This window comes from Allobosea sp. BK604, from assembly GCF_004341515.1.
GTDB lineage: Bacteria > Pseudomonadota > Alphaproteobacteria > Rhizobiales > Beijerinckiaceae > Allobosea.
In genome coordinates this window covers 80,776-93,851 of the sequence record NZ_SLZF01000003.1, presented here as the reverse complement: position 1 = coordinate 93,851, position 13,076 = coordinate 80,776, and the positions used below count along the sequence as shown (strand labels likewise).

The 13,076-nt window shown below is 67.3% G+C and carries 13 protein-coding genes; 10 read left to right on the top strand and 3 right to left on the bottom strand.

Annotation, left to right across the window (positions count from 1 at the left end):
* The first annotated feature begins 20 nt into the window (after positions 1-20).
* From EV560_RS09880 to EV560_RS09850, 7 genes are all read left to right on the top strand, one after another.
* Entirely contained in the window at positions 21-983 is a 963-nt protein-coding gene (locus EV560_RS09880; protein ID WP_131855594.1) for a tripartite tricarboxylate transporter substrate binding protein, read from the top strand.
* A 54-nt stretch (positions 984-1,037) separates the two neighbouring features.
* Positions 1,038-1,538, top strand: coding sequence for a tripartite tricarboxylate transporter TctB family protein (locus EV560_RS09875; protein ID WP_131855593.1), 501 nt, complete (start codon positions 1,038-1,040; stop codon positions 1,536-1,538).
* A gap of 73 nt (positions 1,539-1,611) precedes the next feature.
* Positions 1,612-3,108, top strand: a complete 1,497-nt coding sequence (locus EV560_RS09870) for a tripartite tricarboxylate transporter permease (RefSeq protein WP_131855592.1) — start codon at positions 1,612-1,614, stop codon at positions 3,106-3,108.
* A complete protein-coding gene (locus EV560_RS09865; protein ID WP_131855591.1) occupies positions 3,105-4,475 on the top strand; it encodes an MmgE/PrpD family protein in 1,371 nt (456 codons plus the stop codon). Before EV560_RS09870 ends, EV560_RS09865 begins: the two co-directional genes overlap by 4 nt.
* Before the next feature lie 3 nt (positions 4,476-4,478).
* Complete coding sequence (locus tag EV560_RS09860) at positions 4,479-5,228, top strand: SDR family NAD(P)-dependent oxidoreductase (RefSeq protein WP_131855590.1); 750 nt, start codon at positions 4,479-4,481, stop codon at positions 5,226-5,228.
* Positions 5,225-6,001 (top strand): sulfite exporter TauE/SafE family protein, encoded by a 777-nt coding sequence (locus EV560_RS09855; protein WP_131855589.1) that lies wholly within the window; start codon positions 5,225-5,227, stop codon positions 5,999-6,001. The genes EV560_RS09860 and EV560_RS09855 overlap by 4 nt, the downstream gene beginning before the upstream one ends.
* 52 nt (positions 6,002-6,053) lie before the next feature.
* On the top strand, positions 6,054-7,025 hold the full coding sequence (locus EV560_RS09850; protein ID WP_131856185.1) for a tripartite tricarboxylate transporter substrate-binding protein: 972 nt from the start codon (positions 6,054-6,056) through the stop codon (positions 7,023-7,025).
* Between the two features lie 74 nt (positions 7,026-7,099).
* Here EV560_RS09850 and ggt read toward each other — a convergent pair whose 3' ends face one another.
* The 3 genes from ggt to EV560_RS09835 all read right to left on the bottom strand — a co-directional run bounded on the left by ggt (position 7,100) and on the right by EV560_RS09835 (position 10,552).
* Positions 7,100-8,689 (bottom strand): gamma-glutamyltransferase, encoded by a 1,590-nt coding sequence (ggt, locus tag EV560_RS09845; protein WP_131855588.1) that lies wholly within the window; start codon positions 8,687-8,689, stop codon positions 7,100-7,102.
* Positions 8,690-8,836: 147 nt separating this feature from the next.
* Complete coding sequence (locus EV560_RS09840) at positions 8,837-9,793, bottom strand: threonine/serine dehydratase (protein ID WP_131855587.1); 957 nt, start codon at positions 9,791-9,793, stop codon at positions 8,837-8,839.
* Between the two features lie 132 nt (positions 9,794-9,925).
* Entirely contained in the window at positions 9,926-10,552 is a 627-nt protein-coding gene (locus tag EV560_RS09835) for a pyridoxamine 5'-phosphate oxidase family protein (protein ID WP_131855586.1), read from the bottom strand.
* Positions 10,553-10,804: 252 nt separating this feature from the next.
* On the opposite strand from EV560_RS09835, the gene EV560_RS09830 reads away from it, so the two are divergent.
* From EV560_RS09830 to EV560_RS09820, 3 genes are read left to right on the top strand one after another with little or no spacing between them, the layout of a single operon-like run.
* On the top strand, positions 10,805-11,731 hold the full coding sequence (locus EV560_RS09830; RefSeq protein WP_131855585.1) for a LysR family transcriptional regulator: 927 nt from the start codon (positions 10,805-10,807) through the stop codon (positions 11,729-11,731).
* Positions 11,732-11,787: 56 nt separating this feature from the next.
* Positions 11,788-12,348, top strand: a complete 561-nt coding sequence (locus EV560_RS09825; protein WP_131855584.1) for a sigma-70 family RNA polymerase sigma factor — start codon at positions 11,788-11,790, stop codon at positions 12,346-12,348.
* Positions 12,349-12,381: 33 nt separating this feature from the next.
* Positions 12,382-13,065 carry an anti-sigma factor family protein gene (locus EV560_RS09820; protein WP_131855583.1) on the top strand — a complete coding sequence of 228 codons (684 nt, stop codon included), beginning with the start codon at positions 12,382-12,384 and terminating at the stop codon, positions 13,063-13,065.
* Positions 13,066-13,076: the final 11 nt, after the last annotated feature.

Genomic DNA, 13,076 nt, shown 5'->3' with positions numbered 1-13,076 from the left:
TCGGTCCCTGGGAGGATACCATGCGACATCTGGCCATCGCCACTGCCGTCGCCGCCAGCCTGTCGGCCTGGTCGGCAAGTCACGCCGTTGCTCAGACGCCGGTCGATTATCCGCAAAAGGTGGTGACGCTCGTCACCCATTCGAGCCCGGGAGGCGGCAGCGACGTCTTCCTGCGCGAGATGGCCAAGCACCTGCCGAAATACATCAAGGCGACCTTCATCGTCGAGAACGTGCAGGGCGGCAGCGGCGCGCGCGCGGTCTCGCGGCTGGCGACGGCCCCGGCCGATGGCAGCGTCTTCTACGCGACGACGCCGACCTATATCTACACCTCGCTGCTCTCGAAGGTTCAGTACGGCTACAAGGATGTCGAACCGCTGGTGAACTTCTTCACCGACTCGGAGGTGATCTACACCCGCGCCGACGGCCCGTACAAAACCCTGAAGGACGTGATCGACAAGGCGCAGGTCTCGCGCGGCCGCTGGGGCGCCGCCAATCCGGCCTCGCTGGAGCGCCAGGCCGCCGAACAGCTCAAGAAGGCGGCGAACGTGTTTCCGGCGGTGGTCTCGCATGAGGGCGGCGGCGACCTGATGATCAATGTGCTCAACGGCACGCTCGATATCGGCATCGGCGAGATTCCCGAGATCAGGCCGCAACTGGAGGCCGGCAAGATCCGCCTGCTCGCGACCTTCGATCCGCAGCGGATGGAGGCCTTCCCGAACATCCCGACGGTGAAGGAATCAGGCTATCCGGTCGCGCTGGAGAAGTTCCGCGGGCTCGCCGGCCCGAAGGGATTGCCACCCGAGATCACCAAGATCTGGGACGAGGCGGTGCCGAAGGTGCTGGCCGATCCGGACTATAAGAAGGTCTACCGGACCGAGAGCCTCGTCGCGAATTTCATCCCGCACGCGAAATACCAGGGCTTCATCCAGAATTTCGGCACCGTCACCGAAGCCTTCCTGAAGGAGAGCGGCGTCCTCAAGTGACGCCGCCGCCCCGGCTGCATCCAAGCCCGGAATCTATTCGGAAAGACCTATACCATGCGCGAGCACGCAGCTCTCAGGGACCTCGCCGGCGGCATCGTCGTGCTGGTCATTGCCGGCCTGTATTACTGGGCGATCGGCGACATCGCGGAGAGCTCGCTCTCCGACGATGTCGGCGCGACCGGCCTGCCGCGCATCCTGGCCTATATCCTGGCCGGGTTCGGCCTCATCCTGACGGCGCGGGCGGTGATGGCCGGGGCGCTCTCGCCGGCGCCCCGGCCTGCCGCCGAGGCCTCGGCCCCGTCAGAGGATGAGGACGAGACCTCGGCGCTGCCGCGCGCGCTGGGCTTCCTCGCCTTCGGCGTCGCCTATGTCGTGCTTGTGCCGATCATCGGCTACCTGCCCGCGATCGCGCTGCTGATCGGTGCAGTCGCACTCTACGAGGGCGCGCCCCGGAACTGGAAGACCCTCGCCACCGCCCTCGGCGGAGCGCTCCTCTACTGGGGCATCTTCGTCAAACTTCTCGGCGTGCATCAGCCCTCAGGCTGGTTCTTCTAACTATCTGATCTGACGCATTTTCTTCACGCGAACCGATGCTCCCTTCGCTCGAAAATGCTCTGAGGAGGCGATGATGCATTCGCTCGGTATCGCATTCGATCTTCTGTTCGGCTCGCCGATCATCCTCTATTCGATCATCGGCCTGATCTGGGGCATCATTGGCGGCTCGCTTCCCGGCATCTCGGCCTCGATCACCATGGCCCTGCTGCTGCCCTTCACCTATGGCATGGCGCCGGTTCAGGCGATCGTGCTGCTGGCCTGCACCTATATCGGCGCCGAATATGGCGGCTCGATCCCGGCCATCCTGATCCGCACGCCCGGCACCAATTCCGCCGCCGCGACCGTGATCGACGGCTACGAGATGAAGCGCCAAGGCCGCGCCGGCGAGGCGCTCGGCATCTCGCTCTGGTCCGGCGTGATCGGCAGCCTGTTCGGTCTGCTGATGCTGATCATGCTGACGGAGCCGCTGTCCTGGGTGGCGCTCGCCTTCAAGCCGACCTCCTATTTCGCGCTCGGCATCCTCGGCCTCAGCGTCATCGCCTCGATGACCAACGGCTCGCTGCTGAAAGGCCTGGCGGCGGCCGTCGTCGGGCTGATGATCGCGACGATCGGCACCGACCCGATCTCGGGCGTGACCCGCTTCACCTTCGGCAGCCCGGAATTGCTGGGCGGAGTCGAGCCGGTACTGATCATGATCGGCGTCTTTGCGGTCAGCGAGCTGATGATGCAGTCGGGCTCGAAGGGGCTTGGCGGCGTCAGCGAGCAGGTACGGGTGCGCCTGCCGAGCCTGAGCATGATGAACAGGCTGAAGCGCTCGCAATTCATCGGCTGCCTGCTCGGTACGTTCGAGGGCCTGACGCCCGGCGGTGGCGGCTCGATCGCTGCGTTTCTCTCGTATAACGAGGCCAGGCGCTGGTCGAAGGAGCCGGAGAAGTTCGGAAAGGGCTCGGAGGAGGGCGTCGCGGCGCCCGAGACCGCCAACAACACGGTGGCCAGCGCCGCGCTCATCCCGCTGCTCTCCTTCGGCATCCCGAGCTCGAACTCGACAGCGGTGCTGCTCGGTGGCCTGCTGATCCACGGCCTGCTGCCAGGCCCGCGCCTGTTCGAGCAGAATGCCGATGTCGTGGTCGGGCTCTATCTCGGCTCATTCATCGCGACCCTGGCGCAGATCCTCGTCGGCATCCTGCTGCTGCCGGTCTGTGTCTGGCTGGTGAACCGGCCGCGCGCCTATCTCGCCGGCTTCATCCTGGCGCTGATCCTCTCCGGCATCTTTACCCTCAACACCTCGCTGGCCGATCTCGGCATCGCGCTCGGCATGGGCCTTGTCGGCTACCTGATGCGCCGTGCCGGCTATCCGCTGCTACCGCTGATCCTCGGTGTCGTGCTCGGGCACATGGTCGAGTCGAGCTATCGCCGCTCGCTGCTGCTCTCGGGTGGCGACCACACGATCTTCCTCGAAGACCCGATTGCGGTCGGCCTGCTGCTCGCCTCGTTCGTCTTCGTCACCCTGTCGCTCGTCCGCGAATTCCGCGACGCGCGCAATGCCAAGCTCAAGGATGCGCACGCGTGAACCATCAGACTTCCATCGGCGAGCCGGTCGCGCTCAGGCTCGCCAGCTTCGCCGCCCACGCGACCGCCAGTCCCAAGGCGCGTGAGACCGTCCGGCTGTTGCTGCTCGACATTGCCGGGCTCTGCGTCGCCGCGCGCGACACCGACTATGTCCGCGCCGCCGTGGCTTCGACGGCTTCGGAGGGCAAGGCAACCGCGATCGGCCATGCCGGCGGCCTCGGTCCCTATGACGCGGCCCTGGTGAACGGCACGGCGGCGCATGGCGAGGATTTCGACGACACGTTCGAAGGCGGACCGATCCATGCCGGCGCCGTGATCGTGCCGGCCGTGCTGGCGGCGGCCGAGCATCGCGGGCTCTCGGGCGAGGCGGTGCTGCGCGGCGTCGCCGTTGGCACCGAGCTGATGTGCCGGATGAGCCTCGTCGCTCCGCAGGCGATCCACAAGGCCTGCTTCCACCCGACGGCGGTGATCGGTGCGCCGGCTGCCGCTGCCGCAGTGGCGAGCGCGCTCGGCCTGCCGCCGGCGCTGATCTCGCATGCGATCGGCATTGCCGGCAGCCTGGCCTCCGGCATTATCGAATATCTCGCCGATGGCAGCTGGACCAAGCGGCTCCATGCTGGCGCGGCGGCGCAGGCCGGCATTCGTGCCGCCTTCCTGGCCGAGGCCGGCTTCCTCGGTCCGGCGACGGTGATCGAGGGCCATCATGGCTTCTACCGCGCTTTCGCGCCGTCGAAGACGCCCGACTTCGTGCCGCTGCTCGACAGGCTCGGCGAAAGCTGGATCCTCGAGACGCTCGCCTTCAAGCCTTATGCCTGCGGGACGATGACCCAGCCCTTCGTCGATTGCGCCGTTGCCCTCGCGAAGCAGGGCGTGAAGGCCGAGGACATCGTCAGCATGGAATGCCAGGTCGGCGAGGGCACGGTGCACCGGCTCTGGGAGCCGCTGGCGCTGAAGCAGGCGCCGCCGAATGCCTATGCCGCGAAGTTCTCGACGCCCTATTGTGTTGCCGTCGGCTTCATGGATGGCGGCGCGGGCCTGGGTCAGTTCACCGAGGAGCGCGTGGCCGAGGCGAAGGTGAGGGCGCTTGCCGCCAAGGTCTCCTACGTGATCAATCCGGCCGATGAATATCCGCGCAATTTCAGCGGCCATATCAAGGCCACGCTGACGGACGGTTCGGTGCGCGAGATGCGTCAGCCGCATATGCGCGGCGGCGCGCATGAGCCGCTCTCGGCTGCCGACCTCCTGCAGAAGTTTCACGACAATGCGGCCTTCGGCGGTTGGGCGCGCGAGCGTTCCGACAAGGTGGCTGCCGTGCTCGACGAAATCGTCGCGGGTGGCGGAGTCGATCTCTCGGCGGCGCGGGGCTGAACGATGCGCGAGCTGGAAGGCAAGGTCGCGCTGATCACCGGCGCGGCCCGCAATATCGGCCGGGCCATTGCGCTGGAGCTCGCTGCGGGCGGAGCGGCGGTGATGGGCGTGGGACTTTCGGACGAGGCCGGACTCAGCGAGATGGTCGCCGCCGTCGAGGCCGAAGGTGGCCGCGCGGCAGCGCAACTCGCCGATGTCACCAAACCCGACTCGGTGCGCGCCGCTGTCGAGGCCACGCTCAAGCAGTTCGGCCGCCTCGACATACTCGTCAACAACGCCGCCATTCGCGGCGAGGTCGCCTTCGCGGACATGACGCTGGCGCAGTGGCATCAGGTGCTCGGCGTCATCCTCGACGGGCCGTTCCTGTGCTCCCAGGCGGCGCTCGGGGCGCTGACCGCGAGCGGGGCCGGCGCGATCATCAATATCGGCGGACTCACCGCCTATACCGGCGCCAGACAGCGCGCCCATGTGGTCACCGCCAAGGCCGGGCTCGACGGGCTGACCAAGGCGCTGGCGCAGGAGTTGGCCGAGCGCGAGATCACGGTGAACCTGGTTTCGCCGGGCCTGATCGGCACCGTGCGCGGCGGCCATTCGGCGGCCGAACCGGACCATCACAAGCGCCACCACACGCTCGTCGGCCGCCGTGGCACGCCGCAGGAGGTCGCGGCGATGGTGCGTTATCTCGCCGGGCCGAACGGGCGCTACCTCACCGGCCAGACCATGCATGTGAATGGCGGGGCCTATTTGCCGTGACGTTGCTGGCCGACCCGGCATTGCTCGGATCGGCCGCGCATGTGGCGACGGCGCTTGCCGTCGGTGCCGCGGCACTGATTGGCTCGCTGCTCAGCGCGCTGACAGGCTCGGGCGGCGCGATCGTGCTCTCGCTGGTGCTGGCGCCGATCATCGGCGTCGCCGCCGTGGTGCAGACGCTCAGCGTCGCGATGCTGCTGAGCCACGTTGCACGCGTAGGCGCCTTCTGGCGGCTGATCGACTGGCCGGTCACCGGACGCATCCTGCTGGCGGCGATTCCCAGCTGCTTTGCCGGCGCATTACTCTACACGAAGCCCGATGAAGCGGCGGGGCTGGTGCTCGGCCTCTTCCTCATCGCCGTCGTGGTGCTCAAGCGTGTGTTCGCCGGCCGGAGCTTCAGGGTCGGGCCGGCCGGCCTGCTCGCGGCGTCCGCAGTATTCGGCCTGCTCTCGGGCACGACGATCGGCGGCGGCCTGCTGGTGATTCCGATCCTGCTCGGCGCCGGCCTGGCGGGGGCTGCGCTGGTCGCGACCGATGCGATCGTCGGGCTCACCATGCATCTCATCAAGACGCTGGTCTTCGGCCAGGCGGCGGTGCTGACGGGCGCGCAGGCCTGGCTCGGCGCAGTGATCGGGATCTGCATGTTCCCCGGCGCCTGGCTCGCCAGGGCGCTGCTCGCCCGCATCCCGCTCAAGGTCCACGCGCTGCTGCTCGACATCGTCGTCGCGCTGGGCGGCGCCTCTTTCGTGATCCAGGCGCTCAGGCGCTGGGATTGAAACGATCTGCGGACCGGAGAACCGGCCGTTTCCCAGGGAGACGATGATGAGGATGCGTAACAGTTTCGCAGCCATGCTGGCTGCGGCTGCATTGACGGCTGCGACCCAGGTCCTGGCTCAAGCCTATCCGACGAAGCCGATCAACGTGATCGTGCCCTATGCGGCAGGCGGCAACACCGATGTCGTGGCTCGCATCGTGCTGGAGCATATGGGCCAGACGCTCGGCCAGCAGCTCACCGTCGAGAATATCGGCGGGGCGGGCGGTACGACCGGCTCCAACCGCGCCGCCAAGGCGACGCCGGATGGCTATACGATCCTGGTCGGGCAAATGGGCACGCATGGCGCGGCGCCGGCGCTCTATCCCAACCTGCCCTATAACCCACTGACCGATTTCGAGCATGTCAGCCAGCTCTCGGACACGCCGATCGCTGTCTTCGGCAAGAAGACCTTGCCGGTGAACACGCTGCAGGAGTTGATCGCGCTGATCAAGGCCGACCCCGGCAAGCTCAACAACGGCCATGGTGGCGTCGGCTCGACCTCGCATGTGAGCTGCCTGCTCTTCACTTCGATGATCGGGGCGCGGCCGCCGCAGGTGGCCTATCGCGGCTCCGGCCCGGCGCTGAACGACCTCGTCGCCGGCGTGCACGATGTCATGTGCGACCAGATCCCGCACACCGTACCGCAGGTCATCGCCGGCAATATCAAGGCGTTCGCCATCGCCACTCCGGAGCGCTCGGCCGCGATCCCGAACGTGCCGACCACGGCGGAGGCCGGCATGCCGCAATTCGTCGCCTCCGGCTGGAATGCGATGTTCGCGCCCAAGGGCACGCCGAAGCCGATCGTCGACAAGCTTGCGGCCGCGGTCGATTCGGCCCTGAAGAACCCGGCGACGCGCAAGAAGCTCGAGGATATCGGCGCGGTCGTGCCGGCGAAGACCGGGCCGGACGCCCTGCGCAGCCTCGTCGCCAGCGAGATCGAGAAATGGACGCCGGTGATCAAGGCCGCCGGCGTGGTGGGGAACTAGGACCGGGACGGGTCGCCAAATGCTCCCGCCATGGTCGCCCGTGCGGCAACCATGGCACCGATTGGGGAAGCGCCTCAGTAACCCAGCGCCATGCCGTCCTTGCGGCAATCGGAGGCGCCGGAGAGCGTGCCGTTCTTCCAGTCGATGGCGACCGCCTGGCCGCCGCCGATCGGGCTCGGCCGCACTGCGATCTCGAAGCCGCGGCGCTTCAGCTCCTCGCCATGCATCTTGCGCAGGATCTCCTCGGTCTCGACCGTGGCGGTGCCGGGCAGCGGGAAGAGGCGCGGCAGGTCGAGCGCGCTCTGCAGGTCCATGCCATGGTCATAGACCTTCGACAGGACATGGGCATGGCCCATCGCCTGGTAGTGCCCGCCCATCACGCCGAAGGAGAGCTCGACCTTGCCCTCATGGGCGACCATGGCGGGGATGATCGTGTGCATCGGCCGCTTGCCTGGCGCGATCTGGTTGGGATGGTTGCGGATCAGCGAGAAGCTCTGGCCGCGATTATGGAAGAGCACGCCCGAGCGCTTGCTGACGATGCCGCTGCCATAGACCGAGAACAGCGAGTTGATGAAGGAGACGGCGTTCCGGTCCTTGTCGACGACGCTGATATAGACCGTGTCCTTGTGCTCGACCTCTGAATAGGCCGGCAGCGCCACGGCGTGCTTCAGGTCGATCATCGCGGCCAATTCGTCGGCGAGCTTGTCCGAGAGCATATGCCGGGCGAGCGAGCTGTTGGCGTTGTCGCCGACATAGGCGTTGCGCGCGGCATAGGCGAGGCGCGTCGCCTCGATCTCGATATGCAGGTTGTCGATGTCGAGCGGGTCGGGCTTCGGCTTGAAGCGCGACAGGATGTTCATGATCAGGAGTGCCGTGATGCCCTGGCCGTTGGGCGGGCATTCGAAGACGGAGCGGCCGCGGAACTCGGTCGAGATCGGCTTGACGTATTCACCCTTGGCGGCGGCGAAATCGGCCTGCGACTGCACGCCGCCGAGGCCCTGCAGCGTCTCGACCATGTCGTCGGCGATGGCACCCTTGTAGAAGGCGTCCGGGCCGTGATTGGCGATGGCCTCCAGCGTATTGGCGAGCTCGGGCTGAGTGTGGACGCTGCCGACCGCGAACGCCTTGCCGTCGGCATCGAGGAAGGTCTTCCGCGCCGTCGCGTTGGCGCTGAGATGCTCGACCTGCTGGCCGAGATCATAGGCGGTGCGCGGCGTGATCGCATAGCCCTCGCGCGCCAGCTTGATCGCCGGCTGGAGCAGCTCGCCGAGATCGAGCTTGCCATGGTCGCGCACGAGCCTTGCCCAGGCCTCGACCGCGCCGGGGATGGTGACCGAATGTACGGATTGCGGGCCGATCTTGTCGATGCCCTGCTGCTCGAACAGGGTGAGGTCGGTCGCTGCCGGCGCGCGGCCCGAGCCATTATAGGCCACGATATCGGTGCTGCCGCCCTTCGACAGCAGCGCGAAGCAATCGCCGCCGATGCCGGTCGAGCCGGCCTCGACCACGCCCTGCACCGCGACAGCCGCGACAGCCGCGTCGATGGCATTGCCGCCGCGCTGGAGCACATTGACCGCTGCGAGCGTCGACTGGGGATGCGAGGTCGCGGCCATGCCGTGGCGGGCGACGGCCATCGAGCGGCCGGGCAGTTCGAAATTTCTCATCGTAGCGAAGCCATCATTGCGGGGAGGGCCGGCCGGATGCCGGACGGGAAGGACGCGCCCGTCATAAGCCGGACGGCTGGCATTTGCCACGCCAGAGGCGGGAATATCTCTTGGCTTCTCCATCAGCTCCGCTGATCGATGGCCCGCTCAGCCGATCGCCTCGAGGAAAGTCTCGAGTGCGATGTTGCGGCCGCAGAGCACGACGGCGACCTTCCGGCCGCGCCAAGCCGCGGCCTGCTTGACGAGCCCGGCCAGAGCGACGCCGGCCGAGCCTTCGACAAGCCAATGGTCGGTCTCGGCGACCAGGCGCATCGCGGCGGCGATCTCGGCCTCGGTCACGGTCACCTTGGCGTCGATCGCCGCCTGGCAGACCGGGAAGGTGAGCGAGCCGGGCTCGATCGCGCCCGCCGTGCCGTCGGACAACGTATCCCGTTCCGCGACATCGACGATCCCGCCTGCTTCGAGCGCGCGCAGCATGCAGGGCGAGTTCTCCGGCCAGACCCCGACGATGCGGGTCTGCGGGCTGAGCCGCTTCAGCGCCGTGCCGGTGCCGCCGATCAGCCCGCCGCCGCCGACCGAGATGAAGACGGCGTCGAGATCCGGCGCCTGCTCGGCCAGCTCGGCGCCGAGCGTGCCCTGGCCGGCGATGATGTCGATATCGTTATAGGGTGAGATATAGGTCTTGCCCTGCTCGCCGGCGCTGCGCCGCGCCTGGATCTCGGCCTCGATCGGCGGCCCGTCGATCACGACGAGCTCGGCTCCGAGCGCCTTGATCGCATCGGTCTTGGCCCTGGAGGCGGAGGCAGCGACATAGACCGTGACGGGAACGCCGGCGAGCTTGCCGGCGCGCGCGGCAGCGAGGCCGTGATTGCCGGTCGAGGCCGTGACGACGCCGGCGCGGCGCTCATTCTCGTTCAGCAGGCGCGTCTTGTTGGTGGCGCCGCGCAGCTTGAACGAGCCGGTCGGCTGGAGATGTTCGCCCTTGAGGAGGACTTCGCAGCCGAGGGCGGCGGAGAGTGCGCTGCTGTAGTCGAGCGGCGTCACCGGCACCTGTGGGCGGATCGCCCGATGCGCATCCATGATCCTGTCGAGCAAGCCGTCCATCGCCACCTCCCGGCGTCGCCCGTCCAGCATGGGGAATCGCCGCGGCGGAGGTTAGCGCATCGGCCCGAAAAGTGGCTTGCGGTTTTCGGACAAGCCGATGCAATAACAAGACGCTAGACCATCGAGGAGCAATCAGGCTGGCGTCGCTCCCGCCCGCAACCTCTCGATCTCCGCCTGCAGCTCGGCGATGCGCCGGTCGCGCTCATCGAGCGCTGCCTTTACATCCGCGGCCTCGAAACGCTGGGGGATGTGCTGCGGGCAGTTCGCGTCCCAGGCCGCGACCGTGAACAGGATCGCCTGCTCCGGCCTCGCCCGGTAGCCCTCCGGCATCAGCTTCGCCAGCAGTTCCGCATCGCCTTCCACGACCCTGGCCTCGCCCCAGATCTTGACCCGCTGGCGATGGGCGTAGTCGATCAGGAAGAGATGCGCCTTGGGATTATCCGCGAGATTGCCGAGCGTGATGTACTGCCTGTTGCCGGCATAGTCGGCGAAGGCGATCGTCTTCTCGTCGAGCACATGCAGGAAGCCGGCGGGGCCGCCGCGATGCTGGATATAAGGCTGCCCCTCGGCATTGGCGGTGGCGAGGAAGGCGCTGGTCTGCGCCGCGATGAATCCAGCGAGATCAGGCGTGATCGTGGTCTGCCAGCCGCCACGTTTCTCTTGCCCCGCATAGCCGGCGCGCGAGCCACGTCGGCTCTGGTAGGCCTTGACGGTGGGCGTGAAGGCGACGTCGCTCGCATAGGCGGGGAGCGCGGTCATGTTTGCCTCCTGATGATCTCGGGGCAGCCGGGACGCTGTCCGGCCGTCGGAAGGGATGCTCAAGTCGCCCTAGGGGCGCTGACGCGTGGAAACCCGATCTCGGTGCGGAACAGCTCGTCTCGTGGCGACGAGGCGGGACAGGTTTCGAACCGAGCTGAGCTGCTTGTTGATACTACGCGATGTAGGTCTTTCCGAATTGCGGTGTAAGCCGGTAGGATTGGCAGGCATCCTACCGAATTTCGGAAGGCCAACATGGATCGGTTCGAGGCGATGTCGGTCTTTGCCGCCGTGACCGAGGCCGGCAGCCTCTCGGCGGCCGGGCGCCGCCTGGGCATGCCGCTGACGACGGTCAGCCGGAAGATGACGGAGCTGGAGAGCCATCTCGGGACCCGTTTGCTTGTGCGATCGAGCCGGCAGCTCTCGCTGACCGAAGCCGGCCGCTCCTATCTCGCGGCTTGCCGGCGTATCCTGGAGGAGGTCGGCGAGGCGGAGCGCGCCGCTGCAGGTGAATACAGCGCTCCGCGCGGCGAGTTGGTGATCACCGCGCCGATCGTGTTCGGCCGGCTGCACGTGCTGCCCGTGATCGCGGCGTTCCTGCGTGCCTATCCCGAGATCGAGGTGCGGCTATCGCTGGCCGATCGGGTGGTGCATCTGCTGGAGGACCATGTCGATCTCGGCGTCCGCATCGGCGAATTGCCCGATAGCAGCATGGTCGCCGTGCGGGTCGGTGCGGTGCGTCGCGTCGTCTGCGCCAGCCCGGATTATCTGGCGGCACGCGGCCGCCCGAACCGGCCTGCCGATCTCGCCGGCCACGACATCATCAGTTTCGAGGGGTTGGCCTCACCCGATATCTGGCGCTTCGGCGCCGGCAAGTCGGAGATCTCCGTGCCGATCCGTCCGCGCCTGACCGTCAACACGGCCGAGGCCGCGATCGATGCGGCGACGGAGGGCGTTGGCGTCACCAGCGTTCTCTCCTACCAGGCGGCGGATGCCGTTGCGTCCGGCAGGCTCGCATTGCTTCTGGAGGAATTCGAGCCGCCGCCCCGGCCGGTCAGCCTGGTCTATGCCGGGCGCGGTCTCCTGCCGCTGAAGCTGCGCGCCTTCCTCGATTTCGCGGGGCCCCGGTTGAAGGAGGCACTGGCGCAAACCGCGCGAGCGATTAATCTTCGCGCCGATTGAACCTCGGCCGTGCTCGCTGCGACAAAGCAGTGAACCGGCCTGCCGGGCCAGGGGCGATGCATACCGAAACCGACGACGATCTCGTCAAGCGCATCGCCTCCGGCGACCGGCTCGCCATGAAGGTGCTGTTCTCGCGGCACCAGGTGCATGTCTACCGTTTCGCGCTGCGGCTCGTCCGCGACGAGACGATGGCGGAGGATGTGATCAGTGACGTCTTCATGGATCTCTGGCGGCAGGCCGGCCGGTTCGAGGCGCGTTCCTCCGTCTCGACCTGGCTGCTCGCCATCACCCGCAACAAGGCCTATTCGCTGCTGCGCAAGCGACGCGAGGCCGGGCTCGACGACGGGTTCGCCGAGACGATCGAGGACGAGGCCGACGATCCGGAGATCGTGCTGCAGAAGCAGGACAAGGGTCTGGCCATCCGTGCCTGCCTCGGCAAGCTCACTGTCGAGCACCGCGAGGTCATCGACCTCGTCTATTATCACGAGAGCTCGGTCGAGGAGGCGGCGCGGATCGTCGGCATCCCCGAGAGCACGGTCAAGACCAGGCTCTTTCATGCCCGCAAGAAGCTGGGCGAATTGCTCAAATCTGCCGGCATCGATCGGGGCTGGCCCTGATTTCTCGCTATGCATCGCTCCGGGAGGCGCGTCATGACTGATACAATCGCGAACGACCCGCAGCGCGTGGCCATAGAGGAACTGCTGCCCTTCTACGCCAATGGCCGCATCTCTGCGCCCGACAAGGTTCGGGTCGAGAAAGCTCTCGCCGATGATCCCGAGCTCGTCACGCGGCTCGAGATCATCCGCGAGGACATGGCCGAGACGGCGCTGCTCAACGAGAGCCTCGGGGCTCCCTCGCCGCGTGTCCTCGACAGGCTGATGACGCAGATCGAGGCTGAGCCGCAGCAGACGACGCTGCTGATGCGAGCGCGCGGCGGCTTCCTGACCTGGCTCGGGCAGTTGCTCGCCGCGCAGCCGCCTCGCCGGCTCGCCTATGCCAGCGCGGCGGCGCTGGCGCTGATCGCGATCCAGGGCGCGGCGCTGACCGGCTTCGTCCTGCGCGGGGGCGGTGGCGGCTTTCAGACCGCGTCCACGTCGGGCGCACAGGCCTCGGAGCGCTATGTTCTGCTGAGCTTCAAGCCAGAAGCCAGGGCCGGTGACATCGCCGCTTTCTTCAAGCGCTATGATGCCGCCGTGGTCGACGGGCCCCGCGCCAACGGCTATTTCAAGGTTCGCGTCGGCGATGCTTCGCTGACCCCGGCACAGGTCGACGCCATCGCAGCGAGGATGAAGAACGAGGGCGAGATCATCGGCTTCGTCGCCCCGGCGCCGTGAATGGCCATCGA